Below are 25,519 nucleotides of genomic sequence, written 5' to 3' on the forward strand. Positions count from 1 at the left end.
GCTATGCGCTGCCCGGTCAGGCCGCGACGGCGGCCGATGCCTGCCGGATGCCCATGGCCTCGAGCGTCTCGGCGATGGCGGCGACGGCGCCCGGGATGCCCGCGTCGCCGAAGTGCCCCATGCAGCCCACGCGGAAGGTCTCCACCTGCGTGAGCTTGCCGGGGTAGAGGATGTAGCCGCGCCGCTTGACCTCGTTGTAGAAGGTCTTGAAGTCGTAGCGCGGATCGTCGGGCGCATGGAAGGTGACGATGATCGGCGCCTGGATGGCCGGGTCGAGGAAGGCGCGCAGGCCCAGCGCGGCCAGCCCGCTCACCAGTGCCTTGCAGTTGCGCGCATAGCGGCCGCCGCGCGCGGTCAGGCTGCCTTCCTCCACGTACTGCGCGATCGCGGTGTCGAGCGCGGCCACCACGTGGGTGGGCGGCGTGAAGCGCCACTGCGTGGTCTTCTCCATGTAGACCCACTGGTCGTACAGGTCCAGGCTCAGCGAGGGGCTGTGGCCCTCGCATTGCTCGAGCGTGCTGCGCTTGACGATCACGAAGCCCATGCCCGGCACGCCCTCGAGGCACTTGCCCGAGGCCGCGACCACGGCGTCGAATGGGGTCTTGCGCGCGTCGATCTCGAGCGCGCCGAAGGAGCTCATGGCATCGACGATCAGGCCGCGCCCGTGTTTGGCCACCACCAGCGCGATCTCGTGCAGCGGGTTGAGCACGCCGGCGCCGGTCTCGCAGTGCACCACCGCGACATGGGTGATGCGGGGATCGGCCGCGAGCGCGCGGTCCACGTCGGCGGGCGAGATCTGCTTCTCCTCGGTGTAGTCGATGGTGGTCAGCTTGCGGCCCAGCACCTTGCAGATCTTCGCGAGACGCTGGCAGTAGGCGCCGTTGCTCGGCACCAGCACGTGGCCGTCGCGCGGCACCACGGTGCCGATGGCGGCCTCGACCGAGAAGGTGCCGCTGCCCTGCAGCGGCACGCATTCGTGCGTGCCCGTGCCGTGCACGATCTCCAGCACCTGGCGGCGGATGCGCGCGGTGATCTGGTTGAAGTCGCCGTCCCATGATCCCCAGTCGCGCAGCATCGCCTGGCGCGTGCGCTCGGACGTGGTCAGGGGGCCGGGGGTGAGCAGGATCGGATGCGGGGCTTGACTCATGGTGTCTCCAGGCAGGGAAGGGGAATGAGGAAGGGCTGTTCAGCCGCGGCCCAGGTTGCGCCAGGCCTGCGTGCGCGCGAGCAGCACGCGCGTGAGCAGCGCATAGGCGATGCACACCAGCGTCGAGGTGACCACGATCAGGCTGGCCAGCGCGGCGGCCGGGCCGATGTCGCCGGCGTCGTCCATGTGCATGATCGCGACCGACGCGAGGATGGTCTCGGGCGTGTAGAGGAAGATGGCGCACGACAGGCTGGCCATCGACACCACGAAGAAGTAGCGCCCGATGTCGAGGATGGCCGGCAGGCACACCGGCACCGTGACGCGCAGGAAGGTCTTGAAGAACGGCACCTTGAGCGAGGCCGAGACGGCCTCGAACTCGTTGTCGATCTGCTTGAGCGCGGTGACGGCCGTGAGGTGGCTCGAGGTGTAGTAGTGCACCACCATCGACACGATCAGGATCGCCATCGTCTGGTAGAGGAAGTTCAACGGGTTGGCCGGATGGTTGAAGAACATCACGTAGCCCAGGCCCAGCACCAGGCCCGGCACCGCCATCGACAGCACGGCCATCAGGTGCATGCCCTTGCGCATCAGGCCGAGTCCGCGCGTCTTTTCGATCAGGTAGGCGCCCACGAACACGATCAGCGAGCCGGCCACCGCGGTGGCCATGGCCACCAGCAGGCTGTTGCCGTAGGCCGCGGCCATGTCGCTCTCGACCAGCACGAAGTGGTAGTGCTTGAGCGTGAAGGTCTGGTCGTAGGGCCACAGCGCGATCAGCGAGGTGTAGACCGCCATGCCGATGGTGGCCAGCAGGAAGGCGCAGACCACGGTGCAGAACAGCGTGAGCAGGGTGTCGGCCACGCGCCGGCGCTTCGGGCTGTACGGCACCGAGCGCGCCGTGAGCTGCGCCTTGAGCTTGCGCCGCACCACGTAGTCGATGACGAAGGAGACGATCGACGGCAGCAGCAGCAGCATGCCGACCACCGCGCCGATCGAGAAGTTGTGCTGCCCGACCACCTGCTTGAAGACGTCGACCGACAGCACGTTGAAGTTGCCGCCGATCACCTTGGGCGCGCCGAAGTCGCTGACCACGTAGGTGAAGACCACCGTGGCCGCGCTGATCAGGCCGTACTTGCACGAGGGCAGGGTGATGGTCATGAACTGCCGCAGCGGCCGCGTGCGCAGCGCGGTGGCGGCCTCGTAGAGCCGGCCATCGGCCAGCGACAGCGCCGTGACCAGGATCATCAGCGCATGCGGGAAGGTGTTGTAGACCTCGGCCAGGATGATGCCGGGCGCGCCGTAGATCGAGGTGCCGCCGAGCAGGAACTTGAGCGCGCCCTGGTTGCCGAACCACTGCACAAACGAGATCGCCGACAGCAGCGAGGGCGCGAGCAGCGGGATCAGCGCGATGAGCCGGAACACGGCCTTGAGCGGCGCCGGCATGCGGCTGCGCGTGAGCGCGTAGGCGAACACGAAGGCCGTGGGCACCGAGATCGCGACCACCGCGGCCGCGACCCAGACCGAGTTCCAGGCGGCGCGCAGCAGGCTCGGCGTCTGGAAGTAGGTGATGAAGTGGGCCAGGCCGACGAAGCGGCCGTCCTTGTCCTGCACCGCGTGCGCGAGGATGGTGAGCAGCGGCGCGACCAGGAACACGAACAGCATCGCCATCACGACGCACAGCACGGCGCGCGCGATGGTCTCGTCGCGGCTCCAGCGCAGGGCGGGCCGCGTGCTCATGGCCGGCTTGGCGGCGAGGGGATGGGCCAGCGTGTTCATGGTTGCGGTGCGCGTGCTGCGGAGAAGGCGCGGATGCGGTTGGCGCGCAGCGCGATGTCGACCGTGTGGCCCTCGCGGATGCCGAGGTCGTGCAGCTGGTTGAGCGAGAAGTGCAGCCCGAGCGTCTGGCCGTGCAGCGCATCGGCCGTCACCTCGGCGATGCACAGGCCGCCGAGGAACTCGACCTTGGTGACCATGGCCTGCAGCCGGTTGGCCGTGTCCTCGCGCAGGTGCTCGACCGCGCGGTCCTCGGGCCGCAGGTAGAGATTGACCGCCTCGCCGGGCTCGAAGGCGCCGTCGCAGGCATCGCACTGCAGCTCCATGTCGCCGACCTGGAAGCGGTGGTTGCCCAGCGCCACCGAGCGCAGCACGTTGACCTTGCCGACGAAGTCCGCCACGAAGGGCGTGGCCGGCTGCTCGTAGACCTCCATCGGCGTGCCGACCTGCTCGATCACGCCGTGGTTCATGACCACGATGCGATCGGCCATCGACAGCGCCTCCTCCTGGTCGTGCGTGACCATGATGGTGGTGATGCCGACCTGCTTCTGCAGCCGGCGGATCTCGCCGCGCAGGCGGATGCGCTCGAGCGCGTCGAGCGCCGACAGCGGTTCGTCGAGCAGCAGCAGGCCGGGCCGGGTGGCGAGCGCGCGTGCCAGCGCCACGCGCTGCTGCTGGCCGCCCGAGAGCTGGCTCGGGTACTTGGCGCCCGAGGTCGGCAGGCCGACCAGGGTCAGCAGCTCGTCGACGCGCGCCTTGACCTCGGCGCGCCGGGCGCGGCCGTTGACCAGGCCGTAGCCGATGTTCTCGGCGATCGTGAGGTTGGGGAACAGGGCGTAGGACTGGAACACGATGCCGTAGTCGCGCCGGTCGGGCGGCAGCCATGAGACGTCCTTGCCGTTCTGCAGGATCTGGCCGGAGGTCTGGGTCTCCAGCCCCGCGATGATGCGCAGCAGCGTGGTCTTGCCGCAGCCCGAGGGGCCGAGGAAGCACAGCATCTCGCCGGGGTTGACGCGCAGGTGCACGTCGCGCAGCGCGCTGAAGGTCTCGAAGTCCTTGCGGACCCCGATGACCTCGAGCGCCGCGGCGCCGCTCGCGGGCCGCCGGTCGGCCATGAACGGGGTGTCGGTCGTATCCATTGTTCGCACTCGTCGTTGGCGGACGCGCGAGACGCGCGTCCGCGGGTTGAAGAAGGACAGAAAGACAGCGGCCGATCGGACTTTTTCGCGGGACACCGCGGAACCGGCTCCGCCGGGCCGCCGGTGTCGCCCCCGGCAGGGGGTTGGCGAAGCGACACGAAGTGCGCGCAGCCTGGGGGCGAGCCTATTTAGCTTCGGCCTTGCCTTCGTAGCGCTTGCTCCACTCGGCCAGGATGCGTTCGCGGTTCTTGGCGGCCCAGTTCAGGTCGTTCTTCGCGAGCAGCTTCTCGTAGTTGTCGGGAATGCCCTCGAGCTTCGAGACCACGCCGGGGTAGGCCACCACGGCCCACCAGCGCGCGCTGATCTGGTTGGCCTCCTTGCTCGCCATCCAGTCGGCGAAGCGCCTGGCCTGCTCGAGCTTGGTGCTGGTCTTCATGAGGCTGGTGGCCTCGATGTCCCAGCCCAGGCCTTCCTTCGGGAAGATCAGGTCGACCGGCGCGCCCGACTTCTTGACCTGGTGGGCGCGGAACTCGAACGAGATGCCGATCGGGAACTCGCCCGCGCCGGCCTGCTTGCAGGGCTTGGAGCCCGAGTGCACGTATTGCGCGATGTTCTGGTGCAGCGCGTCCATGTACTTCCAGCCCTCGGCGTCGCCCCACATCTGCAGCCACGAGGACACGTCGAGGTAGCCGGTGCCGCTGGAGGCCGGGTGCGGCATCGAGATGGCGCCCTTGTAGACCGGCTTGGCCAGGTCCTTCCAGCTCTCGGGCTTGGGCAGGCCCAGCTTCTGGGCCTCGACCCGGTTGAAGCAGATGGTGGCGGCCCAGACGTCCATGCCGACCCAGGCCGGCGGGCGCGCGGCATCGGAGTAGGCCGGGTTCAGTTCCTTGAAGCCCTTGGGCTCGTAGGGCAACAGCATGCCTTCCTGCTGCAGCAGCGCAAGGCTGCTGGCGGCCAGGCCGGCCACCACGTCGGCCTGCGGATTGGCTTTCTCGGCCAGCAGCTTGGCCGTGACGATGCCGGTGGAGTCGCGCACCCACTTCACCTCGATGTCGGGATTGGCCTTCTCGAAGGCGTCCTTGTAGAGCTTCATGGCATCGGTCTCGAGCGCGGTGTAGACCAGGAGCGAGGTCTTCTGCGCCCAGGCGGCGCCGCTGGCCGCGAGGCCGAGCGCCGCGGCGCACAGGACGGCCGCGAGACGGCGCGAGCTTGGTTTCATCGTCATCTGTTTCTCCTGAGAGGGCTTGCTGTCACGAAAGGGTGAGTGGCGGGCGTCCGGGGTCTGGTCGGCCGGATCCGGTGGAGGCAATGTAGATTGCAGACTGAAGACTGTCAATAAAAAATTGTTGACAGTTTTCAATCCGAGGCTGGAGAATGCGTTCCATGGTCACCAGCAATCCCTCCTCCGCCCTCGCGTTCCTCCAGTCCAGCTCGCTGCCGATGCTGATGCAGGAGGAGATCGAGCGATTGATCATGACGGGCGAGCTCCCGGTGGGCAGCCGCATCAACGAGAGCGAGCTCTCGCAGCGCTTCAACACCAGCCGCGGCCCGATCCGCGAGGCGCTGCGCGCGCTGGAGGAGGCGGGCCTGGTGCGCAACGAGAAGAACCGCGGCGTCTTCGTGCGCGAGATCGCGTTCGAGGAGGCCGACGAGATCTACGAACTGCGCGAGGCGCTGGAGGAAATCATCGGCCGCCGCGTGGCGCTGGCAATCAAGCCCGATGCCGTCGAGCGGCTGCGCGCCATGCTCGACGCCATGCGCTCGGCGGCCCAGGCGCAGGACGTAGAGCAGTACGCGCAGCTCAACCTGCAGTTCCACGAGATCCTGCTCGACACCGCGGGCAGCAAGAAGCTGACCGAGACCTACAAGCGCCTCGTGAAGGAACTGCACCTGTTCCGCATGCGCGCGCTCGACAGCGGCGGCGGCCTGCGGGTCTCGGCCGACGAGCACCGCGACATCGTCGAGGCCATCGCCAGCGGCGACCCCGACATCGCGGGCCGCGCGCTGCGCCAGCATGTCGCGGGCAGCCGCGCCCGCATGCACAAGGCCTTCGGCCGCGCCGATGCCGAAGCCGCCACCACGAACAACCCACCCCAAAAGGAAGTCTGAAATGACACCGGAGACCCTCGAAGTCAATGCCAGGAGCTACCGCTGGATGGCGCGCCCGATCGTGGTCGTGTGCGTGGACGGCTGCGAGCCGGACTACCTCGACGCGGCCATCGCCGCGGGCGTGGCGCCGTACATCGGGCGCATGAGAAAGGAGGGGGCCGACCTGCTGGCCGACTGCGTCGTGCCGTCCTTCACCAACCCGAACAACCTGTCGATCGTGACCGGCGCGCCGCCCGCGGTGCACGGCATCTGCGGCAACTACTTCTTCGACCGCGAGCTGGGCCAGGAAGTGATGATGAACGACCCCAAGTACCTGCGCGCCGGCACCGTGCTGGCCGCCTTCGCCGACGCGGGCGCCAAGCTGGCCGTGGTCACGGCCAAGGACAAGCTGCGCAAGCTGCTGGGCCACCGCATGAAGGGCATCTGCTTCTCGTCCGAGAAGTCGGACCAGGTGACGATGGAAGAGAACGGCATCGACGACGTGCTCGGCATGGTCGGCATGCCGGTGCCCTCGGTCTACAGCGCCGAGCTCTCCGAGTTCGTGTTCGCGGCCGGCGTGAAGCTGATGGAGTCGCGCCGCCCCGACCTGATGTACCTGTCGACCACCGACTACGTGCAGCACAAGGCCGCACCGGGCAGCGAACAGGCCAATGCCTTCTACGCGATGATGGACCGCTACCTCGCGCAGCTCGATGCGCTGCGCGCCACCATCGTGCTGACCGCCGACCACGGCATGAACGACAAGCACGGCGCCGACGGCTCGCCCAACGTCATCTACCTGCAGGACGTGCTCGACGGCTGGTACGGCGCCGGCGCCGCGCGCGTGATCCTGCCGATCACCGATCCCTACGTGGTGCACCACGGTGCGCTCGGCTCCTTCGCCACGGTCTACGCGCCCGACGAGGCCAGCGTGCCGGGCTGGATCGAGCGCATCCGCCAGGTGCCGGGCATGGAGTCGGTGCTGTCGCGCAAGGAAGCGGCGCAGCGCTTCGAGCTGCCGCCCGACCGCATCGGCGACATCGTGGTCGTGAGCGAGAAGAACACCGTGATCGGCACCGCGGCCAGCCGCCATGACCTGTCGGCGCTCGAGGTGCCGCTGCGCTCGCACGGCGGCGTGTCGGAGCAGCGCGTGCCGCTGATCTGCAACCGCCCGGTGGCGGGCATCGCCGCCGGCCGCCGGCTGCGCAACTTCGATGCGCTCGACATCGCGCTGAACCACGCCCAGTAACCGACCGCCGGAGCACCCATGAGCCAAGCCACGCTGAAGCCAGGCACCATCCACCGCGAAGCCCTGCGCATCGCCGGCGAGCGCGTCTACCGCGACCGCACGATCGAGGTCACCTACCCCTACACCGGCGAGGTGATCGCCACCGTGCCCAAGGCCACGCTCGACGACGTGCGCAACGCGCTGCGCATCGCGCGCGACTACAAGCCCACGCTCACGCGCTACGAGCGCTACAAGATCCTGATGCGCGCGGGCGAGATCATCGCCTCGCGCCTCGACGAGATCTCGCGCACCATCACGCTCGAATCGGGCCTGTCGCGCAAGGACTCGCTCTACGAGGTGGGCCGCGCCTCCGACGTGCTGCTGTTCGCCGCCAACCAGGCGCTGGTCGACGACGGCCAGGTGTTCTCGTGCGACCTCACGCACCACGGCAAGAGCCGCAAGGTCTACACGCTGCGTGAGCCGCTGCAGGGCGCGATCACGGCCATCACGCCGTTCAACCATCCGCTCAACCAGGTGATCCACAAGGTGGCGCCGGCCATCGCCACCAACAACCGCATCGTGCTCAAGCCCAGCGAGAAGACGCCGCTGGCGGCCTTCCTGCTGGCCGACATCCTCTACGAGGCCGGCCTGCCGCCGCCGATGCTGTCGGTGCTCACCGGCGACCCGCGCGAGATCGCCGACGAGCTGCTGACCAACGCCGATGTCGACCTCGTCACCTTCACCGGCGGCGTGCCGATCGGCAAGTACATCGCGGCCAAGGCGGTCTACAAGCGCCAGATCCTCGAGCTCGGCGGCAACGACCCGATCATCGTGATGGACGATGCCGACGTCGAGGAGGCGGCCACGCTCGCGGCCAGCGGCTCGTACAAGAACTCGGGCCAGCGCTGCACCGCGATCAAGCGCATGCTGGTGCACGAATCGGTGGCCGACCAGTTCGTCGAGCTGCTGGTGGCCAAGACCCGCGCATTGAAGTACGGCGACCCGATGGATCCCGACACCGACATGGGCACGGTGATCGACGAGGCGGCCGCGAAGCAGTTCGAGGGCGTGGTCGACGAAGCCATCGCGGCCGGCGCGAAGCTGCTGTATGGCAACGAGCGCCGCGGCGCGCTGTATTCGCCGACGGTGCTCGACCGCGTCGACCCCGGGATGACGGTGGCCAAGCACGAAACCTTCGGGCCCGTGTCGCCGGTGATCCGCTTCAAGACCATCGACGAGGCGATCCGCATCTCGAACGGCACGGCCTACGGCCTGTCGTCGTCGATCTGCACCAACCGGCTCGACCACATCACGCGCTTCATCCGCGAGCTCAACGTCGGCAGCGTCAACGTGCGCGAGGTGCCGGGCTACCGGCTCGAACTCACGCCGTTCGGCGGCATCAAGGACTCGGGCCTGGGCTACAAGGAAGGCGTGCTCGAGGCGATGAAGAGCTTCACCAACACCAAGACCTACTCGCTGCCCTGGTAACCATGAGCCTGAGCCTTCCCGACATCGTCGGCCTGTTCGAAACCAAGGGCCATGCCCAGTACGACGGCGAGCCCGTCACCCAGCTCGAGCATGCGCTGCAATCCGCGCACCTGGCCGAGCAGGAGGGGGCGGACAGCGCGCTGATCGCCGCCTCGCTGCTGCACGACCTGGGCCACCTGCTGCACGACTTCGGCGGCACACCGACGCAGCAGGGGCTCGACGACCTGCACCAGTACCGCTGCCTGCCGTTCCTGCGCGCGCTGTTCGGCCCGGCCACGCTGGAGCCGATCCGGCTGCACGTCGATGCCAAGCGCTTCCTGTGCGCGCGCGAGCCCGGTTACCTCGAGGCACTGTCGCCCGATTCGCAGCGCAGCCTGCAGCTGCAGGGCGGCGTGTTCGACTCGGCGCAGGCCAGTGCCTTCGAGGCGCTGCCCTACGCGAAGGACGCGGTGCGGCTGCGGCGCTGGGACGACACGGCCAAGTGCGCCGACGCGAAGACGCCGGACCTCGCGCATTACGTGCGGCACCTGGAGGCCGCGTTGAAGCCCACCGCCATCGCCGCATGAGCGCTACGCCACCGGTCGTGCTGGCGCGCCGGCCGGCCACGCAGGAAGACGTTCCCTTCCTGCTCGCGCTGCGGCAGCGCACGATGAACGGCCACGTGGTGGCTTCGGGCGCCGAGGTCAGCGACGCGCACCACATGGCGCGGCTGATGCACCGCTTCGAATGCGCCGAGCTGCTGCTGCACGAGGGCGAGCCGGTCGGCCTGCTCAAGGTGTCGCGCGATCCGCACGAATGGGTGCTGATCCAGATCCAGCTCGCGCCGCGCTACCAGAGCGGCGGCATCGGCACCGGGCTGCTGGCCGAAGTCGTCGCCGAGGCCGAGCGCGCCGGCGTGGACCTCACGCTCAGCGTGCTCAAGGCGAATCCGGCCCGCGCGCTCTATGCGCGCTTCGGCTTCGTCGTCGAGCGCGAGTCCGAGTTTTCCTACGAGATGCGGCGCAAGCCCTGACCCCTTCACGGAGCCGCCATGCGCCCCTTCTGGATCGAACAGGCCCTGTTCAACGATGGCGACCTCGCGCCCGCGCTGCAGGGCGAATGCGAGGCCGACCTCTGCATCGTCGGCGGCGGCTTCACCGGACTGTGGACCGCGATCCAGGCCAAGCAGCAGGCGCCCGCGCTCGACATCGTCATCCTCGAGAGCGACCTCTGCGGTGCCGGCGCGAGCGGCCGCAACGGCGGCTGCCTGCTCACCTGGTCGGCCAAGTTCCTGACCCTGCGCCGGCTGTTCGGCGAGGACGAGGCGGTGCGCCTGGTCAAGGCCTCGGAGGCAGCGGTGCAGCACATCGCCGACTTCTGCGCCGCCCACGGCATCGACGCCGAGCTGCGCCAGGACGGCACGCTCTACACCGCCACCTCGCCGGCCCAGGTCGGCACGCTCGACCCGATGATGCGCGCGCTCGAGGCGCGCGGCATCCATTCCTACCGCACGCTGCCGCCCGAGGAAGTGGCGCGGCGCTCGGGCTCGGCGCGCAATCTCGCGGGCGTGTATTCGCCGATCGCCGCCACAGTGCATCCGGGCAAGCTGGTGCGCGGGCTGCGGCGCGTGGCGCTGTCGATGGGCATCCGCATCCACGAGCGCACGCCGATGATCGACTTCTCCACCGGCCATCCGGTCGTGGTGCGCACGCCGGCCGGCAGCGTGCGCGCGAACAAGCTGGTTCTCGCAATGAATGCCTGGATGGCCAGCCGCTTCGCACAGTTCGAGCGCACCATCGCCATCGTGTCGAGCGACATGGTGATCACCGAGCGCTGCCCCGAGCTGCTCGCGCGCAGCGGCCTGACCGACGGCGTGTCGGTGCTCGATTCGCGCACCTTCGTCTATTACTACCGCAGCACCGCCGATGGCCGCCTCATGCTGGGAAAGGGCGGCAACACCTTCGCCTGGGGCGGGCGCATGGCCAAGGTGTTCGACGAGCGCTCGCCCTACGAGGCCGAGCTCACGCAGGCGCTGCGTTCCTTCTTCCCGGCCCTGAGCGAAACGCCGATCACCGCGAGCTGGAACGGCCCGTCCGACCGCTCGGTCACGGGCTTCCCGTTCTTCGGCCGGCTCGATGGGGCGCCGCACATCTACTACGGCTTCGGCTACTCGGGCAACGGTGTCGGACCGACCTACATGGGCGGGCAGATCCTCTCGTCGCTGGTGCTCGACCAGGACAACGCCTGGACGCGCAGCCCGATCACGAAGGGGCCGCTCGGTTACTTTCCGCCCGAGCCGGTGCGCTACGTGGGGTCGATCGTGGTGCGCAATGCGATCCGCCGCAAGGAGCTCGCCGAGGACGAGAACCGCCAGCCGTGGCTGGTGGACCGCATGCTCAGCAAGCTCGCCAACGCAGCGGGCAAGGCCGACAAGGCCTGACCCGAGGCGGCGGGCCGGGCGGGCCCGCACGTCATGGCACCCGTCTATGATCCGCGCGCCGCATGGGAGCGGCAGGCATCACAACACGAAGACGAGGAGAAGGCATGACATATTTCAAGGCCGTGCGCCGCCGCACGTTCTGGCTGGGCGCGTTGCTGGCCGTCGCGAGTCTTGTCGGCTGCGGAACGCCGCCGACCTACAAGCTTCGCCCCGTCACCGGGCAGTCGCCGGGGACTTTCTCGCTGGCCCATTCCAAGGCGGTCGAGGACGAGCGCCATGCCGTGCGCCATCTGGATGCGGCCAAGAGCATCGTCTACTCCCAGAACTTCGGCGGCGGCGGCGCGGCCCTCGGCCTGCTGCTCGGCCCATTGGGTGTAGCAGCCAACGCCAGCATGATCGACAGCAACACCGAGGCGGACGCCGTGCGCCTGCGGGGCAAGCTGACGCTGGCGCCACGGGAACTGTTCCTCGCGGCCGCGACGCAACAGGGCCTGGAGGTCGTGGACGATGCCGCGGCCGGCGCGCCGGGCCGCACGCTGGCCACGCCCTACCTGTTCGTGAGCAAGACCGACAACGACCGCCTGCTGACCGCGGCGGCGGTGCGGCTGGAGTACGGGCAGGGCACCGACCAGTGGTCGGGCGTCTACATGTACCAACTACCTTCGTCGTACCAGCTGGACGACCTGGCCCGCCTCACGCCCGAGATGCAGGCCCGCCTGGGCACGGAGGCGGCCCAGGGCTTCTCGGCGCTCGCGGCCTTCATCGCGAAGGAAGCGCCGCAGCAGGACGGCCAAGCCAAGGGCGGGACCGAGAAAGACTTCAGCTACAAGTCGGATCTGCTGACGCCCCGCATCGAGATCGAGATGAATGGCCGGTTCATCGCGCGGTCCGGCGACCTGATCTGGTTCAGGAGCTTCGGCGGCGTGTATGCCGTGCGCACCTCGAACATCAAGGTCATGTCGGGCGGAGTCTGATCAGTTGGTTTCCGCCAGCGCGTCGCCCAGCGCATTGATCATGCGATCGATCTCGGCCTTCTCCGAGATGAACGGCGGCGCGAGCTGGATCGTGTCGCCGCCGTAGCGCACGTAGAAGCCCTTCTTCCAGCAGTTCATCGCGATCTCGTAGGGACGGCGCGCCGGTTCGCCCGGCAGCGCGGCGATCGTGAGACCGGCCGCGAGGCCGAAGTTGCGGATGTCGGTGACGTGCTTGCTGCCCTTGAGGCTGTGCACGGCGTTCTCGAAATGCGGCGCCAGCGCCTTCACGCGCGCGGGCATGTCTTCCTTCTGCAGCACGTCGAGCGCGGCGATGCCGGCGGCGCAGGCCACCGGGTGGGCCGAGTAGGTGTAGCCGTGCGGGAACTCGAGCATGTAGTCGGGGCCGCCCGCGGCCATGAAGGTGTCGTAGATCTCCTTGCTGGCGATCACGGCGCCCAGCGGCTGCGCGCCGTTGGTGATCTGCTTGGCGGCATTCATGATGTCGGGCACCACGCCGAAGGCATCGGCGCCGGTGAGGGTGCCGCAGCGGCCGAAGCCGGTGATGACCTCGTCGAAGATCAAGAGGATGTTGTGCGCGGTGCAGATGTCGCGCAGGCGTTTCAGGTAGCCCTGCGGCGGGATCACCACGCCGGCCGAACCCGCGAAGGGTTCGACGATGACGGCCGCGATGTTCGAGGCGTCGTGCAGCGCGATCAGGTCGAGCAGGCGGTCGGCCAGCTCGGCGCCGTTCTCGGGCATGCCGCGCGTGAAGGCATTGGCCGCGAGCTGGGTGTGGGGCAGGTGGTCGGCCTCGACGCCCTGGCCGAACAGCTTGCGGTTGGCGCCGATGCCGCCGACCGAGATGCCGCCGAAGTTGACGCCGTGGTAGCCCTTCTCGCGGCCGATCAGCCGGGTCTTGCTGGCCTGGCCCTTGGCGCGCCAGTAGGCGCGCGCCATCTTGAGCGAGGTGTCGGCGGCCTCGGAGCCCGAGCCGGTGAAGAAGACGTAGTCGAGGCCCGCGGGCGTCAGTTCCTTGAGCTTGTTGGCGAGCTCGAAGGACAGCGGATGGCCGAACTGGAAGGCCGGCGAATAGTCGAGCCTGGCGATCTGGCGGCTCACCGCCTCGGTGATCTCGGGGCGGCCGTGGCCCAGGCCCGAGCACCACAGGCCCGAGAGGCCGTCGAAGATCTTGCGGCCTTCGTGGTCAGTGAAGTAGGCGCCCTTGGCCTCGACGATCAGGCGCGGGTCGGCCTTGAACTGGCGGTTGGCGGTGTAGGGCATCCAGTGCGCCTCGAGCCAGGCGGCATCGGTGCGCGGGGCCGGGTTGGCGAGGTCGGGCGTGGCGAGGGTCATGGGTGCGTCCAGGTTGGGTGGGAAAGCTGACGCGACTATTGTTGGCAAGCCGTTCAGTGTGGAGAATGGCGCAATATCAATGTTCACTTGACGATCCATGCAAGTAAAAGAAGGCGCTTCCACGGCCCGCAGCCGTGCCGTGCTGGGCCAGCTCAGCGACATGGACCTGCGCCTGCTCAAGGTGTTCAAGAGCGTGGTCGACTGCGGCGGCATGGCGGCGGCCGAGCTCGAGCTCAACATCGGCACCTCGACCGTGAGCCGCCACGTGAAGGACCTCGAGACCCGGCTCGGCCTGGTGCTGTGCCGGCGCGGCCGGGCCGGCTTCGCACTCACGGCCGAGGGCCAGCGCGTCTACGACGAGACGCTGCGGCTGCTCGCCTCGGTCGATGCCTTCCGCGGCAGCATCGACGACATCCACAACCGCATGGGCGGCCAGCTCGAGGTGGCGCTGTTCGACAAGACCGCGACCAATCCGCAGGCGCGCATCGGCGAGGCGATCGCGCGTTTTGCCGAAGTGGCGCCCGAGGTCAGCCTGGCGGTGCACGTGGGTTCGATCAACGCGATCGAGCAGGGCGTGCTCGAGGGCAACTTCCAGATCGGCATCATCCCGGCGCACCGCAGCTCGAAGAGCCTGGTCTATGAAGAACTGTTCGGCGAGACCATGCTGCTGTATTGCGGCCGCGGCCATCCGCTGTTCGAGGCCAGCCATGCGAAGCTCACCTGGCCCAAGCTGCGCGAGCACCATTTCGCGGGCCTGGGCTACCACTCGCCCAACATGGAGCTCAGCCACCGCGCGCAGCTCTCGCGCAAGGCCACGGGCTTCGACCAGGAGGCGATCGCCACGCTCATTCTGTCGGGGCGCTTCCTGGGTTTCCTGCCCGACCACTATGCGCAGGTGTTCGAGCAGCGCGGGCTGATGCGCCCGGTGCTGCCCGAGCGCTTCTATTACGAATGCCGCTTCGTGAGCCTGCTGCGGCGTTCGCCGAAGCCTTCGCGCGCGGTGCTGGCGTTCCAGGCCTGCCTCACGGCGGCGCACCGCGGCAAGTAGGAGGCGCGCTCACAAGGCGTGAAGAAACCGTAGCGAGCGCCCCGAGGTCGCGCCGAGGACCGGAGCCGTACCTTGTACGGTGAGGACCGCAGGTGCGAGATCGGGGCGCGCAGCAGGTTTATTCACGCCTTGTCAGCGCTGGGCGTTGGGCACGAGAAGATGCTTGGCGCCGATGTGCGCCTCCATCTCGTGCATGTGCTGCTCGGCGTCGACCATGTGCTCGCTCATCAGCCGCTGCACCGTCGCGGCGTCCTCCTTGCGGTAAGCCGCCAGCAGCTGCGTGTGGTAGTCGACGTTGGCCTCGCCGAAGTGGTGATGGTCGAGCGCCTTCTTGTAGACCACGAGGTCGCGCAGCAGGTCGTTGAGGAAACGGCACATGAAGGACAGCACCGGGTTGGGGCAGGCCTCGGCCAGGATGGTGTGGAAGGCCAGCTCGGCCTCGCGCTGGATGCGCTGCTCGTCCTCGGAGGTCGGCTCCTTCGTGCACAGGCGCACGTTCTCCTCGAGCCGCTCGAACATCTCGGGCGTGAGCCGGCCCACCACGCTGACCGCGAGCTCGGGCTCGAGCGCCTTGCGCAACTGGTAGATGTGGTGGCCGTCGAGGTGGTGGAAGTGCAGGAAGTTGCGCAGCGGCTCGGACGCATGCTCGACCGACACCTGCTGCAGGTAGGCGCCGCCGCCGGGGCCGGTGCGGATCGAGATCAGGCCGCTGACCTCGAGCGCCTTGAGCGCCTCGCGCACCGTGCTCTTCGAATAGCCGAACAGCTCGATCAGTTCCTTCTCGTTCGGCAGCCGGTCGCCGGGCTGCTTGCGCTCGGCCACGATCCAGCGCTTCACGTCCTCGACGATGACGTCCGAGAGCTTTTGTCGCTTCGGGCGGTGTTGCCCCACTGTCATGCCCACGCTCGATATCCCTCGGGAGATGCGCGGAATGCGCAACAGCGGGCGATCTTACCCAGCGGTACTGGGTGCATCGGCGTGGTGCACGCGGGCGGGGCGAGGGGGCCGCGAAGTCGGTGGTTTTTTGGCACGGGGATTGCTAACGGGTTTTTACCAGCATATTAATCCTATTTATCCGCTTAAATTCGCCGCGACCGCGGACGCCCATCCCTCTCCACCCTCACCACGACGGAGTTCCTCTTGCAACGCAGACACCTTCTCCAACTGGCCGCCCTGTCGGCCGCTCCCGCTTCCCTGCTGGCCGGCCGCTCGGCCTTTGCGCAATCGGCCGAGGCGATCCGCTTCGGCTGCCCGGTGCCGATGTCGGGCGCCTTCGCGGCCAACGGCAAGTTCGCCGACCTCGGCATGAAGCTGGCGATCGAGCAGTACGGCAGCGTGCTCAAGCGCCCGCTGGCCTACACGGTGCTCGACACCGAGGGCAAGCCCGCGACCGCGGTGCGCAAGGTGCAGGAAGCTTCGCAGCAGCAGGGCGCCAAGTTCTTCGCGGGCGGCATCCTGTCGTCGGAAGCGCTGGCCATGGGCAAGGAGGCCGAGAAGGCCGGCGGCCTGTTCATCACCACCGCGGGCGCCGACGAGATCACCGGCAAGGACTGCAACCCCGCCACCTTCCGCTGGTCGGTGCCCACCTTCGGTGCCATCGAGCAGACGGTGCGCCCGCTGGTGGCGCAGATGCCCAAGGCCAAGCGCTGGTACACGATCACGCCGCAGTACGTGTTCGGCGACGGCCTGCTGAGCGCGGCCAAGACCATCTTCCAGGAGAAGGGCATCGAGCACGTGGGCAACAGCTACCACTCGCTCAACGAGAAGGAGTTCAGCGGCTACCTCACCAATGCGATGGCGGCCAAGCCCGACGTGCTGCTGCTGCTGAACTTCGGCGCGCAGTCCTCGGCCGCGCTGCGCCAGGCGGTGAGCTTCGGCATGCACAAGAACATGACGATCCTGATGGCCTGGGCCTCGGGGCTCGAGCAGTTCGACGAGCTCGGCGCCGACCTCTGCGACGGCGTGTACTTCGGCGCGCAGTACTGGCACACGGTGGATGCGCCGCTCAACAAGGAGCTGGTCAAGCGCACCGCCGACAAGCTCAAGATCGTGCCCAACTACAGCCTCGCGGGCTCGTACGTTTGCACCAAGATCCTGATCGACGGCATCGTGAAGGCCGGCACGGTCGACCAGAAGGCCGTGATCGCGGCGCTCGAGGGCATGAAGTTCGACGGCCTCACGGGCAGCGAGGAGATCCGCAAGGCCGACCACCAGGTGGTGAAGGACTACTACCTGCTCAAGGGCAAGGCCAAGTCGAAGATGAAGGACGCGGCCGACTATGTCGAGGTCGTGAGCTCCGGCAAGTCCTTCCTGCCCGTCGACAAGACGGGCTGCAAGCTGGCCTGAGTCACGCCGGTCCGCGATCTCGTCCGCGCCACCGCGGTGGCACGGCGGGGCGCGGTCCGCCCGCACGCTCCATTCCCCACACCCATGTCCGTCTACCTGCTCCAGACCATCAACGGCATCGGCATCGGCATGCTGTATTTCCTGCTGGCCGTCGGCCTGTCGATCGTGTTCGGCCTGCTGCGCTTCGTGAACTTCGCGCATGGCGCCTTCTACCTGCTGGGCGCCTACCTGTGCTTCCAGGCGCTGCAGTGGGGCCTGAACTTCTGGGCCGCGCTGGTGCTGGTGCCGCTGGCCGTCGGCGCGCTCGGCTGGCTGGCCGAGAAGCTGCTGCTGCGCCGCGTCTACGCGAAGGCGCATGAATTCCACATCCTCGTCACCGTGGGCCTGGCGCTCGCGGTGCAGGAGATCGTGATCGTCTTCTGGGGCCCGCTGGGCAACAGCGTGCCCACGCCCGACCTGCTGCAGGGCGTGGTGATGTGGGGCAGCTTCATCTATCCGAAGTACCGGCTGTTCGTGATCGGCTTCACCGCCGTGCTCGCGGTGCTGCTGTGGTGGGTGCTCGAGGGCACGCGCCTGGGCAGCGCGGTGCGCGCGGGCAGCGAGTCGACCGAGATGGTCTCGCTGCTCGGCATCAACGTGTTCCGCGTCTTCAGCCTGGTGTTCGCGCTCGGCGCGGCCACGGCGGCGCTGGCCGGCGTGCTGGCCGCGCCGATCCGCGGCGCCGAGCCCTTCATGGGCGTGGAGGCGCTCGGCGTGGCCTTCGTGGTGGTGGTGATCGGCGGGCTCGGCAGCTTCGGCGGCGCGCTGGTCGGCGGCCTGCTGATCGGCATCGTGCAGAGCCTGATGAGCACCCTGTGGCCGCCCGGTGCGAGCCTGATGATCTACATCGCGATGGCGGCCGTGCTGCTGCTGCGCCCGCATGGCCTGCTCGGCCGCAGAGGATGAACGCCATGCCCAGAAAAATCACTTTCCTGCTGGCCCTGGCCGTCACGCTGGCGCTGCCGCTTCTCATGCGCTCGGGCTCGCTCGCGAGCGAGGTGCTGATCTACGCGCTCGCCGCGCTCGGCTGCAACCTGCTCTTGGGCTACACGGGCCTGCTGTCCTTCGGCCAGGGCATCTTCTTCGGCCTCGGCAGCTACACCATCGCGATCCTGCTCACGCGGCTCGCGCTGCCGATGCCGCTGGCGCTGCTCGCGGCCATCGCCATGGGCGCGCTCGGCGCGGCGCTGGTCGGCTGGGTCGCGATCCGCCAGCGCGGCACCTACTTCGTGATGCTCACGCTGGCCTTCGCGCAGATGTTCTATTTCGTGGCCTACACGGCCTCGGGCCTGACCGGCGGCGACAACGGCCTGCTCGACGTGCCGCGCCCGGCCTTCATGGACACGCCGTGGAAGTACTACGCCTTCGTGGCCCTGATGTTCCTGATCGCCTTCGGCCTGCTGCTGCGCGTGACCGACTCGGTGTTCGGCCGCACGCTGCTGGCGATCCGCGACAACGGCGACCGCGCCGCCGCGGTGGGCTACGACCTGCGGCGCTTCAAGCTGCTGGCCTTCGTGATCTCGGGCGCCGTCACCGGCCTCGCGGGCGGGCTGCACGCCATGATGACCGGCATCGCGCCGCTGTCGAACGCCGAGTACCACACGAGCGAGATGATCCTGGTCATCACCGTGATCGGCGGCACCGGCAACCTGTTCGCCTCGGTGCTGGGCTCGGCCTTCTACGTGCTGCTGGCCGACTGGCTCTCCACGCTGTGGCCGCGCTGGCTGCTGCTGCTGGGGCTGCTGCTGATCGGCGTGAGCATCGGCATGCAGCGCGGCCTCTGGGGGCTGGGCGAGAGCGCCTGGCGACGCATCTTCAGGAAGGGCGCGCAAGGCGCCGGCGCCTCCGCCGCGCAGGGAGAGAAAGCATGAGCGACGTCCTCATCGAAGCCGTCGGCGTCACCAAGCGCTACGGCAAGTTCGCCGCGCTCGGCGGGGTCGACCTCCGAATCCGCCGCAACACCGTGCACTCGGTGATCGGTCCGAACGGCGCGGGCAAGACCACGCTGTTCCACATGCTCACGGGCACCGGCACCACCACCGGCGGGCGCATCCTGTTCGACGGCCACGACGTGACGCGCGAGCCCGACCACCGCCGCGTGCAGCGCGGCATGGCACGCTCGTTCCAGGTCACGAGCCTGTTCGGCAGCCTCGCGGTGCGCGAGAACCTGCGCGTGGCGGCGCAGGGCATCGCGCCGCGCCAGGCCATGAACTGCTGGCGTGCGCCGGTGGGCGAAATGGCCTGCAGGCAGATCGTGGACGAGGTGCTGCAGCGCGTGGGCCTCGAGCGCTTTGCCGATGTGCCGGCGGCCGAGCTCTCGCATGGCCAGCAGCGGCGGCTCGAGGTCGGCATGGCGCTGGCCGCGCGGCCGAAGGCGATCTTCCTCGACGAGCCGACCTCGGGCATGGGCATCGACGACCTCGACGACATGAAGCAGCTGATCCGCGGCTTGCGCGAGGAGCACACCGTGGTGCTGATCGAACACAACATGAACATCGTGATGGACATCTCCGACACCGTGACCGTGATGCAGCTGGGCCGCGTGCTGGCCGAAGGGCTGCCGGGCGACATCCGCGCCGATGCGCGCGTGCGCAGCGCCTACCTCGGCAACATGATCACGGGAGGCAAGGCATGAGCACCACCCCCATCCTCGAGGTCGAGGGCCTGCATGCGCACTACGGCAAGAGCCACGTGCTGCAGGGCGTGTCGCTGCGCGTGGGCGAGGCCGAGCTGGTGACGCTGCTGGGCCGCAACGGCGCGGGCAAGTCGACCACGCTCAAGAGCATCGCGGGCGCGGTCACGCCCACGGCGGGCCGCGTGCGCTTCCAGGGCGCCGACATCGCGGGCCAGCCCGCGCACCGCATCGCCGCGCGCGGCGTCTGCCTGGTGCCCGAGCACCGCGGCATCTTCAAGCTGCTGACGGTCGAGGAGAACCTGCTGCTCGGCCAGCGGCGCGAGTCGCCGTGGCAGCTCGACGACATCTACCGCATCTTTCCGCGCCTGAAGGAGCGGCGCCGCAACGGCGGCGGCCAGCTCTCGGGCGGCGAGCAGCAGATGCTGGCGATCGGCCGCGCGCTGATGAACCATCCGCGCCTGCTGATCCTCGACGAGCCGGTCGAGGGCCTGGCGCCGGTGATCGTGGAGGAGATCGTCGCGCAGCTGAAAACCATCAAGGCCGCGGGTGTCGCGATCCTGCTGGTCGAGCAGAACCTCGAAGTGTGCGTGCAGCTCGCAGACCGCCACTACATCGTGGAGCAGGGCGTGATCGTGCACGAGGCCGGCAACGCCGCCTTCATGGCCGACCACGACGTGAAGGACCGTTACCTCGGCGTCGGCCTCGCCTGACGCCTCCCGTCTTCCAGACCTCATTCGCAGAACCATGACGACAACCATCGAAACTTCTTCCGCACCCGATGTGCGCGCCCTCCGCATCGACGGCCAGCGCCTCTGGGATTCGCTGATGCAGCTGGCCCAGGTCGGTGCCACCGAGAAGGGCGGCGTGTGCCGCCTCGCGCTGACCGACCTCGATCGCCAGGGCCGCGACCTGTTCACGCGCTGGGCGCGCGAGGCGGGCTGCGAGGTGCGGGTGGATGCCATCGGCAACATCTTTGCGCGCCGTGCCGGCCGCAACAACGCGCTGCCGCCCGTCACCACCGGCAGCCACATCGACACGCAGCCCACGGGCGGCAAGTTCGACGGCAACTACGGCGTGCTCGCGGGGCTGGAGGTGATCCGCGCGCTCAACGACGCGAAGCTGTTGACCGAAGCGCCGCTCGAAGTGGCCGTGTGGACCAATGAAGAAGGCTCGCGCTTCGTGCCGGTGATGATGGGTTCGGGTGTGTTCGTCGATGCCTTCACGCTGGAACACGCGCTCGCGCAGCGCGACACCGAGGGCGTGAGCGTGGCGCAGGCGCTCGATGCGATCGGCTATGCGGGCACGGTGCCCGCCTCGGCGGCCGCCTCGCCCGTGGGCGCGTACTTCGAAGCGCACATCGAGCAAGGTCCGGTGCTCGAGGCCAATGCGCGCGTGATCGGCGTGGTCGAAGGTGCCCTCGGCCAGCGCTGGTACGACGTCGTGGTGCAGGGCATGGAAGCGCATGCCGGCCCCACGCCGATGGAACTGCGCAAGGACGCGCTGCTCGCCGCCGCCGAACTCGTGATCGAGGTCAACCGCATCGCGCTCGCGCACGCACCGCATGCGCGCGGCACGGTCGGCTGGATCGACAACTACCCGAACTCGCGCAACGTGATCCCGGGCCGGGTCAAGCTCAGCGTGGACCTGCGCGCGGCGGACGACACGGTGCTGTCGGCCATGGACGCGGCACTGAAGGACGCCGTGCTGCGCCTTGCCTCAGCCGGCAAGGTGGAGGCGACGGTGGAGCAGGTCGTGTACTTCCCGCCCCAGCCTTTCACGCCCGGGCTCGTGTCCGCGGTGCGCGACGCCGCCCAGGCGCAGGGCCTGACGTGGATGAACGTGATCAGCGGCGCAGGCCACGATGCGGTGTACCTCGCCCGCGTGTGCCCCACGGCGATGATCTTCGTGCCGTGCCTCGACGGCATCAGCCACAACGAGATCGAGGACGCCGAACCCGAGCACCTCGAGGCCGGCTGCAATGTGCTGCTGCAGGCGATGGTGCAGAGCGCCGGTGTCGCCGGGGTGGTCGCATGAAGGTGCTGATCGCGCGTCTCAACCACGAGACCAACACCTTCTCGCCCGTGCCCACGCCGCTCGCGGCCTTCGGGCCCGACGGCCCGACCTTCGGCGCGCAGGCGTACCGCGACAACAAGGGCATGCGCACCGCGATGTCGGCCTTCATCGACCTGGCCGAGGCGGCCGGCGCCGAGCTGGTCACGCCGGTGTCGGCCTCGGCCAACCCGAGCGGGCCGGTCGATGCGCACGCCTACGACCTGCTCACGCAATGCATCGTCGACGCGGCGCCGGGCTGCGACGCGATCCTGCTCGACCTGCATGGCGCGATGGTGGCCCACAACAGCGCGGACGGCGAAGGCGACCTGCTGCTGCGGCTGCGCGCCGCCGCGCCCGGCGTGCCGATCGGCGTGGCGCTCGACCTGCATGCCAACGTCACGCCCGCGATGGTGGAGAACGCCGACGTGATCGTCGGCTTCAAGACCTATCCGCACGTCGACATGTACGAGACCGGCGAGCACGCGGGCCGGCTGCTGCTCGATCTGCTGGCGGGGCGCGGCCGGCCCGCGATGCGCTGGCATTCGCTGCCGCTGATGGCCCACACCTTGCGCAGCGCCTCCTACACCGGCGCGATGCAGCGCGCCATCGATGCCGCGCGCGCGGCCGAGTCCTCGGGCGAATCGCTCGCGGTGTCGATCCTTGCGGGCTTCTCGTTGTCGGACATCGAGGCGCCGTGCATGAGCGTGATCGTGGTCGACGCGCAATCGGGCGAGCGCGCGCAGGCCACGGCCGACCGCATCGCGGCGCAGATGTGGCGCGAGCGCGCGGCCTTCGTCTACGACAGCGAGCCGCTGGCCGACTCGATCGCGCGCGCGAAGCAGCTGGCCGACGGTGCCGAGCGTCCGGTGCTGTTGCTCGACCATGGCGACAACTGCATGTCGGGTGGCAGCTGCGACACCATGGACGTGCTGCAGGAGGCCCTGGCCCAGGGGCTCGAGGGCATCGGCGTCGGGCCGCTGTGCGATCCCGAGGCGGTGGCTCAGCTGATCGCGGCGGGCGAGGGCGCAAGTGCGACGGTGGCGCTGGGCAACAAGGTCTCGCTGGCCGGCATCGGCCGCGAGAACGCGCCGGTGCGGCTCACGGGCACGGTGCGCACCATCTGCGACGGCGAGTACGTCATCACCGGCCCGACCTACACCGGCCAGCGCGCCAGCATGGGCCGCACCGTGCTGTTCGACATCGGCGCCGCGCGCATCGTGGTCACCGAGCGCACGCAGGAGCCGTGGGACATCGGCGTGTTCGAGTGCGCGGGGCTCGATCCGCGCCGCGAGCGCTTCCTGCTGCTGAAGTCGCGCATGTATTGCCGGCCGGTGTTCGAGCCGCTCGCGGCCGCGCTGGTGGAGTGCGACAGCCGCGGCGTGACCAGTTCGGACTACGGGCTGTTTCCGTTCGGCAAGGTGCGGCGGCCGGTGTTTCCGCTCGACCCGATCTGAAGGCGTTCATGACCTCCCGCGTCATGGACCCGAAGCGCCGCTGAAACGACCATTCCTTCACCCCGCAACGTTGCGGGCATCCACCGAAGGAATCGTCACCATGAACACCGCCGCCCACGACCCCGTTGCCATCGCCCAAGGCTACATCGCCGTCTGGAACGAGACCGATCCCGCGCGCCGCGCCGCGCTGCTGGAGGCCGGCTGGTCGGCCGACGCGCAGTACGTCGACCCGATCATGCAGGGCAGCGGCCATGCGCAGATCAGCGCGCTGGTCGGCGCCGTGCACCAGCGCTACCCGGGCTTCCGCTTCAACCTGCTGGGCAAGGCCGACGCGCACGGCGACCACGTGCGCTTCTCGTGGACGCTCGGCCCGAGCGGCGCCGCAGACCTGATCCAGGGCACCGACTTCGTGCGGCTGGACGCGGGCAAGCTGCGCTCGGTGACCGGCTTTCTCGACAAGGTGCCGGTCGGCGCCTGAGTCAGTCCGTGGTGCCGGTGCCGCGCCCGCGCCAGAGCTTGCGGTAGACCGTGGCGCGGCTGATGCCCAGAGCGCGCGCCGCCTCGGCCACGTTGCCGCGGGCATCGGCCACGGCCTTGCGGATCAGCGCGGTTTCCACGTCGCGCAGCCGCGGGCGGGCCTCGGGCGCGGGCGCGCCGGCATGGCTGCCGTCGCCGCGCTGGGGACGCACCTGCACCCGCAGGCCCGACCACAGCGGCACCTCGAGCACCGCGTCGCCGCGCCGGGCGGCATCGAACAGCATGTCGAGCGGCAGCGCGAACAGGTCGTTGCAATGCAGGCCGTCCTGGCTGCGCGCCAGCGGCTGGTGCAGCATTTGCCGCGCCGCAGCATTGGCGCCCGTGACGTTGCCGCCGCCGTCGATGCACAACAGGCCCTCGGCCGCCTCGCTGGTGGGGCAGCCGGGCCAGGCCAGGCGCAGCAGCATCTCGCAGGGCGAGCGCAGCACCAGCGCGTTCTCGATGCTGCGCGCCGACAGGGTCGCCAGGTGGCGCAGCTCGGGCCGCTCGGCCACCTGCACGCCGGTCAGGTCGAGCATGCCGATGCAGTCGCCCTGGGGACCGAACAGCGGCGCGCCGGCGCAGCTGTAGACGCTGGTGTCGTCGAAGAAATGCTCGCCGCCGTGCAGCCAGACCGATTCCTGCTCGGCCAGCGCGGTGCCGATCGCGCTGGTGCCGATGGCGCGTTCCGACAGGTCGACGCCGATGCGCGCGATGTTGCGCGCGTAGCGGCTGGCGTCGTCGGTGCCGTCGGGCAGCAGGCCCACGTCGACCACGATGCCCTCGGCATCGGTCAGCACGGCGAAATAGCGGGTGTCGGCGATGGCGCGCGACAGGCGTTCGATCACCGGACGCGCGGCCGACACCAGCGCGCGGTTGCGTTCCGCCACCGCGCGCTGGGCGCTGCGGCCCACCGGCTCGAAGCTCACGCGCTGCTGCGGCTGCTGGCCGGCCTCGATGCAGCGCTGCCAGGAGCGGGCGATCCAGGGTTCGATGCGGCCGCCGGGCGGGGCGCGCAGATCGACGGCATCGCCATGGATCAGGGCCTGCCGGGCCTGGGCGATGGCCAGCGAGCGCTCGGGTGTCGGCAGGGCGTTGGAAGCGAGCATCTGTTTGCGGGGGCGCGTGGGGCGCCCGTTTTGGGGACCTGCCGAACGGCAAGCTGTTTCATTTTGAGAATTTCAGGCCCCCGGCGCAAGCGTCGAGGGTTTTGCCTAGGATAGTGCAGGGGGTCGGCATCCAAGATGCCCTCGGGGCCCGCCCATGCCGCTGCGAGGTGCGGGCCTGTCAGCCATCACCCTTCACGGAGACAGCCACATGCAGGTAGCCCTCAAGGTCAACGGCCGCTCGGTCACCGTCGACGCGCCACCCAACACCCTCCTCGTGCACGCGATCCGCGAGCACCTCCACCTCACCGGCACCCACGTCGGCTGCGACACCGCCCAGTGCGGCGCCTGCACCGTCCACGTCGACGGCCGGGCCGTCAAGTCGTGCAACATCCTGGCGGCCCAGGTGGCCGGCGCCGAAATCACCACCATCGAAGGCGTCGCCCAGCCCGACGGCACCATGCACCCGATGCAGGCCGCGTTCAAGGAATGCCACGGCCTGCAATGCGGCTTCTGTACGCCGGGGATGGTCATGAGCGCCATCGACCTGTGCACCCACCACCCCAAGTCGAGCGAATCCGAGATCCGCGAGCTGCTCGACGGCAACCTGTGCCGCTGCACCGGCTACCAGAACATCGTCAAGGCCGTGCAGATGGGTGGCGAGGCCATGGCCTCGGGCAACCCGGTTCCGGTCCAGGCCACGGCCGCGGCCTGAGG

General features: G+C 69.0%; 24 protein-coding genes. 17 read left to right on the forward strand and 7 right to left on the reverse strand.

The features are described from left to right. Positions 1–16 precede the first annotated feature (16 nt). The 4 genes from AC07RV_RS12165 to AC07RV_RS12180 form a co-directional block, all read right to left on the reverse strand. Complete coding sequence (locus AC07RV_RS12165; RefSeq protein WP_296781653.1) at positions 17–1,147, reverse strand: 2-aminoethylphosphonate--pyruvate transaminase; 1,131 nt, start codon at positions 1,145–1,147, stop codon at positions 17–19. 39 nt (positions 1,148–1,186) lie between these two features. Continuing rightward, on the reverse strand, positions 1,187–2,920 hold the full coding sequence (locus AC07RV_RS12170; RefSeq protein ID WP_296781654.1) for a putative 2-aminoethylphosphonate ABC transporter permease subunit: 1,734 nt from the start codon (positions 2,918–2,920) through the stop codon (positions 1,187–1,189). After that, a complete protein-coding gene (locus AC07RV_RS12175) occupies positions 2,917–4,056 on the reverse strand; it encodes a putative 2-aminoethylphosphonate ABC transporter ATP-binding protein (RefSeq protein WP_444813850.1) in 1,140 nt (379 codons plus the stop codon). The genes AC07RV_RS12170 and AC07RV_RS12175 overlap by 4 nt, the downstream gene beginning before the upstream one ends. A gap of 184 nt (positions 4,057–4,240) precedes the next feature. After that, positions 4,241–5,281, reverse strand: coding sequence for a putative 2-aminoethylphosphonate ABC transporter substrate-binding protein (locus tag AC07RV_RS12180; protein WP_093349154.1), 1,041 nt, complete (start codon positions 5,279–5,281; stop codon positions 4,241–4,243). A 158-nt stretch (positions 5,282–5,439) separates the two neighbouring features. Between AC07RV_RS12180 and AC07RV_RS12185 the strand changes: the two genes are divergently transcribed. The 7 genes from AC07RV_RS12185 to AC07RV_RS12215 all read left to right on the forward strand — a co-directional run bounded on the left by AC07RV_RS12185 (position 5,440) and on the right by AC07RV_RS12215 (position 12,253). Continuing rightward, on the forward strand, positions 5,440–6,165 hold the full coding sequence (locus tag AC07RV_RS12185; RefSeq protein ID WP_093349156.1) for a phosphonate utilization associated transcriptional regulator: 726 nt from the start codon (positions 5,440–5,442) through the stop codon (positions 6,163–6,165). Position 6,166: 1 nt separating this feature from the next. Continuing rightward, entirely contained in the window at positions 6,167–7,393 is a 1,227-nt protein-coding gene (phnA, locus tag AC07RV_RS12190) for a phosphonoacetate hydrolase (RefSeq protein WP_296781655.1), read from the forward strand. A gap of 18 nt (positions 7,394–7,411) precedes the next feature. Further along, entirely contained in the window at positions 7,412–8,860 is a 1,449-nt protein-coding gene (gene phnY, locus AC07RV_RS12195; RefSeq protein ID WP_296781656.1) for a phosphonoacetaldehyde dehydrogenase, read from the forward strand. 2 nt (positions 8,861–8,862) lie between these two features. Next, on the forward strand, positions 8,863–9,426 hold the full coding sequence (locus AC07RV_RS12200; RefSeq protein ID WP_093349162.1) for a phosphonate degradation HD-domain oxygenase: 564 nt from the start codon (positions 8,863–8,865) through the stop codon (positions 9,424–9,426). Then, the gene (locus AC07RV_RS12205) at positions 9,423–9,872 is read left to right on the forward strand and encodes a GNAT family N-acetyltransferase (protein WP_296781657.1); all 450 of its coding nucleotides are present in this window, start codon (positions 9,423–9,425) and stop codon (positions 9,870–9,872) included. Before AC07RV_RS12200 ends, AC07RV_RS12205 begins: the two co-directional genes overlap by 4 nt. An 18-nt stretch (positions 9,873–9,890) precedes the next feature. Further along, positions 9,891–11,279, forward strand: coding sequence for an FAD-dependent oxidoreductase (locus tag AC07RV_RS12210; RefSeq protein ID WP_296781658.1), 1,389 nt, complete (start codon positions 9,891–9,893; stop codon positions 11,277–11,279). 104 nt (positions 11,280–11,383) lie between these two features. Beyond that, complete coding sequence (locus AC07RV_RS12215; protein WP_296781659.1) at positions 11,384–12,253, forward strand: hypothetical protein; 870 nt, start codon at positions 11,384–11,386, stop codon at positions 12,251–12,253. Here AC07RV_RS12215 and aptA read toward each other — a convergent pair whose 3' ends face one another. Next, positions 12,254–13,606, reverse strand: a complete 1,353-nt coding sequence (aptA, locus tag AC07RV_RS12220; RefSeq protein ID WP_296781660.1) for an omega-aminotransferase AptA — start codon at positions 13,604–13,606, stop codon at positions 12,254–12,256. Between the two features lie 97 nt (positions 13,607–13,703). On the opposite strand from aptA, the gene AC07RV_RS12225 reads away from it, so the two are divergent. Further along, a complete protein-coding gene (locus AC07RV_RS12225; protein ID WP_296781661.1) occupies positions 13,704–14,654 on the forward strand; it encodes a LysR family transcriptional regulator in 951 nt (316 codons plus the stop codon). Between the two features lie 132 nt (positions 14,655–14,786). Here the strand turns inward: AC07RV_RS12225 and AC07RV_RS12230 are convergent, their stop codons facing one another. Further along, a complete protein-coding gene (locus AC07RV_RS12230) occupies positions 14,787–15,551 on the reverse strand; it encodes a FadR/GntR family transcriptional regulator (RefSeq protein WP_296781662.1) in 765 nt (254 codons plus the stop codon). A 243-nt stretch (positions 15,552–15,794) separates the two neighbouring features. On the opposite strand from AC07RV_RS12230, the gene AC07RV_RS12235 reads away from it, so the two are divergent. From AC07RV_RS12235 to AC07RV_RS12270, 8 genes are all read left to right on the forward strand, one after another. Then, a complete protein-coding gene (locus tag AC07RV_RS12235) occupies positions 15,795–17,000 on the forward strand; it encodes an ABC transporter substrate-binding protein (RefSeq protein WP_296781663.1) in 1,206 nt (401 codons plus the stop codon). A gap of 84 nt (positions 17,001–17,084) precedes the next feature. Continuing rightward, the gene (locus AC07RV_RS12240) at positions 17,085–17,945 is read left to right on the forward strand and encodes a branched-chain amino acid ABC transporter permease (RefSeq protein WP_057589571.1); all 861 of its coding nucleotides are present in this window, start codon (positions 17,085–17,087) and stop codon (positions 17,943–17,945) included. Between the two features lie 5 nt (positions 17,946–17,950). Then, entirely contained in the window at positions 17,951–18,910 is a 960-nt protein-coding gene (locus AC07RV_RS12245; RefSeq protein WP_296781664.1) for a branched-chain amino acid ABC transporter permease, read from the forward strand. Further along, positions 18,907–19,674, forward strand: a complete 768-nt coding sequence (locus AC07RV_RS12250) for an ABC transporter ATP-binding protein (protein ID WP_296781665.1) — start codon at positions 18,907–18,909, stop codon at positions 19,672–19,674. Before AC07RV_RS12245 ends, AC07RV_RS12250 begins: the two co-directional genes overlap by 4 nt. Further along, on the forward strand, positions 19,671–20,384 hold the full coding sequence (locus AC07RV_RS12255) for an ABC transporter ATP-binding protein (protein WP_296781666.1): 714 nt from the start codon (positions 19,671–19,673) through the stop codon (positions 20,382–20,384). The genes AC07RV_RS12250 and AC07RV_RS12255 overlap by 4 nt, the downstream gene beginning before the upstream one ends. Before the next feature lie 34 nt (positions 20,385–20,418). Next, the gene (locus AC07RV_RS12260; RefSeq protein WP_296781667.1) at positions 20,419–21,708 is read left to right on the forward strand and encodes a Zn-dependent hydrolase; all 1,290 of its coding nucleotides are present in this window, start codon (positions 20,419–20,421) and stop codon (positions 21,706–21,708) included. Beyond that, positions 21,705–23,180, forward strand: a complete 1,476-nt coding sequence (locus AC07RV_RS12265; RefSeq protein ID WP_296781668.1) for a M81 family metallopeptidase — start codon at positions 21,705–21,707, stop codon at positions 23,178–23,180. The genes AC07RV_RS12260 and AC07RV_RS12265 overlap by 4 nt, the downstream gene beginning before the upstream one ends. Positions 23,181–23,280: 100 nt before the next feature. Continuing rightward, entirely contained in the window at positions 23,281–23,658 is a 378-nt protein-coding gene (locus AC07RV_RS12270; protein ID WP_296781669.1) for a nuclear transport factor 2 family protein, read from the forward strand. 1 nt (position 23,659) lies between these two features. Here the strand turns inward: AC07RV_RS12270 and AC07RV_RS12275 are convergent, their stop codons facing one another. Continuing rightward, entirely contained in the window at positions 23,660–24,805 is a 1,146-nt protein-coding gene (locus AC07RV_RS12275) for a helix-turn-helix domain-containing protein (protein ID WP_296781670.1), read from the reverse strand. A 208-nt stretch (positions 24,806–25,013) separates the two neighbouring features. Between AC07RV_RS12275 and AC07RV_RS12280 the strand changes: the two genes are divergently transcribed. After that, complete coding sequence (locus tag AC07RV_RS12280; RefSeq protein ID WP_296781671.1) at positions 25,014–25,517, forward strand: (2Fe-2S)-binding protein; 504 nt, start codon at positions 25,014–25,016, stop codon at positions 25,515–25,517. Positions 25,518–25,519: the final 2 nt, after the last annotated feature.

It is taken from the genome of Variovorax sp. GW821-FHT09B01, from assembly GCF_059418345.1.

Excerpts from the sequence above, each read along its gene's own strand:
- AC07RV_RS12165 (WP_296781653.1), bottom strand. The coding sequence starts at position 1,147 with ATGAGTCAAGCCCCGCATCCGATCCTGCTCACCCCCGGCCCCCTGACC.
- AC07RV_RS12170 (WP_296781654.1), bottom strand. The coding sequence starts at position 2,920 with ATGAACACGCTGGCCCATCCCCTCGCCGCCAAGCCGGCCATGAGCACG.
- AC07RV_RS12175 (WP_444813850.1), bottom strand. The coding sequence starts at position 4,056 with ATGGATACGACCGACACCCCGTTCATGGCCGACCGGCGGCCCGCGAGC.
- AC07RV_RS12180 (WP_093349154.1), bottom strand. The coding sequence starts at position 5,281 with ATGACGATGAAACCAAGCTCGCGCCGTCTCGCGGCCGTCCTGTGCGCC.
- AC07RV_RS12185 (WP_093349156.1), top strand. The coding sequence starts at position 5,440 with ATGGTCACCAGCAATCCCTCCTCCGCCCTCGCGTTCCTCCAGTCCAGC.
- phnA (WP_296781655.1), top strand. The coding sequence starts at position 6,167 with ATGACACCGGAGACCCTCGAAGTCAATGCCAGGAGCTACCGCTGGATG.
- phnY (WP_296781656.1), top strand. The coding sequence starts at position 7,412 with ATGAGCCAAGCCACGCTGAAGCCAGGCACCATCCACCGCGAAGCCCTG.
- AC07RV_RS12200 (WP_093349162.1), top strand. The coding sequence starts at position 8,863 with ATGAGCCTGAGCCTTCCCGACATCGTCGGCCTGTTCGAAACCAAGGGC.
- AC07RV_RS12205 (WP_296781657.1), top strand. The coding sequence starts at position 9,423 with ATGAGCGCTACGCCACCGGTCGTGCTGGCGCGCCGGCCGGCCACGCAG.
- AC07RV_RS12210 (WP_296781658.1), top strand. The coding sequence starts at position 9,891 with ATGCGCCCCTTCTGGATCGAACAGGCCCTGTTCAACGATGGCGACCTC.
- AC07RV_RS12215 (WP_296781659.1), top strand. The coding sequence starts at position 11,384 with ATGACATATTTCAAGGCCGTGCGCCGCCGCACGTTCTGGCTGGGCGCG.
- aptA (WP_296781660.1), bottom strand. The coding sequence starts at position 13,606 with ATGACCCTCGCCACGCCCGACCTCGCCAACCCGGCCCCGCGCACCGAT.
- AC07RV_RS12225 (WP_296781661.1), top strand. The coding sequence starts at position 13,704 with ATGCAAGTAAAAGAAGGCGCTTCCACGGCCCGCAGCCGTGCCGTGCTG.
- AC07RV_RS12230 (WP_296781662.1), bottom strand. The coding sequence starts at position 15,551 with ATGACAGTGGGGCAACACCGCCCGAAGCGACAAAAGCTCTCGGACGTC.
- AC07RV_RS12240 (WP_057589571.1), top strand. The coding sequence starts at position 17,085 with ATGTCCGTCTACCTGCTCCAGACCATCAACGGCATCGGCATCGGCATG.
- AC07RV_RS12245 (WP_296781664.1), top strand. The coding sequence starts at position 17,951 with ATGCCCAGAAAAATCACTTTCCTGCTGGCCCTGGCCGTCACGCTGGCG.
- AC07RV_RS12250 (WP_296781665.1), top strand. The coding sequence starts at position 18,907 with ATGAGCGACGTCCTCATCGAAGCCGTCGGCGTCACCAAGCGCTACGGC.
- AC07RV_RS12255 (WP_296781666.1), top strand. The coding sequence starts at position 19,671 with ATGAGCACCACCCCCATCCTCGAGGTCGAGGGCCTGCATGCGCACTAC.
- AC07RV_RS12260 (WP_296781667.1), top strand. The coding sequence starts at position 20,419 with ATGACGACAACCATCGAAACTTCTTCCGCACCCGATGTGCGCGCCCTC.
- AC07RV_RS12265 (WP_296781668.1), top strand. The coding sequence starts at position 21,705 with ATGAAGGTGCTGATCGCGCGTCTCAACCACGAGACCAACACCTTCTCG.
- AC07RV_RS12270 (WP_296781669.1), top strand. The coding sequence starts at position 23,281 with ATGAACACCGCCGCCCACGACCCCGTTGCCATCGCCCAAGGCTACATC.
- AC07RV_RS12275 (WP_296781670.1), bottom strand. The coding sequence starts at position 24,805 with ATGCTCGCTTCCAACGCCCTGCCGACACCCGAGCGCTCGCTGGCCATC.
- AC07RV_RS12280 (WP_296781671.1), top strand. The coding sequence starts at position 25,014 with ATGCAGGTAGCCCTCAAGGTCAACGGCCGCTCGGTCACCGTCGACGCG.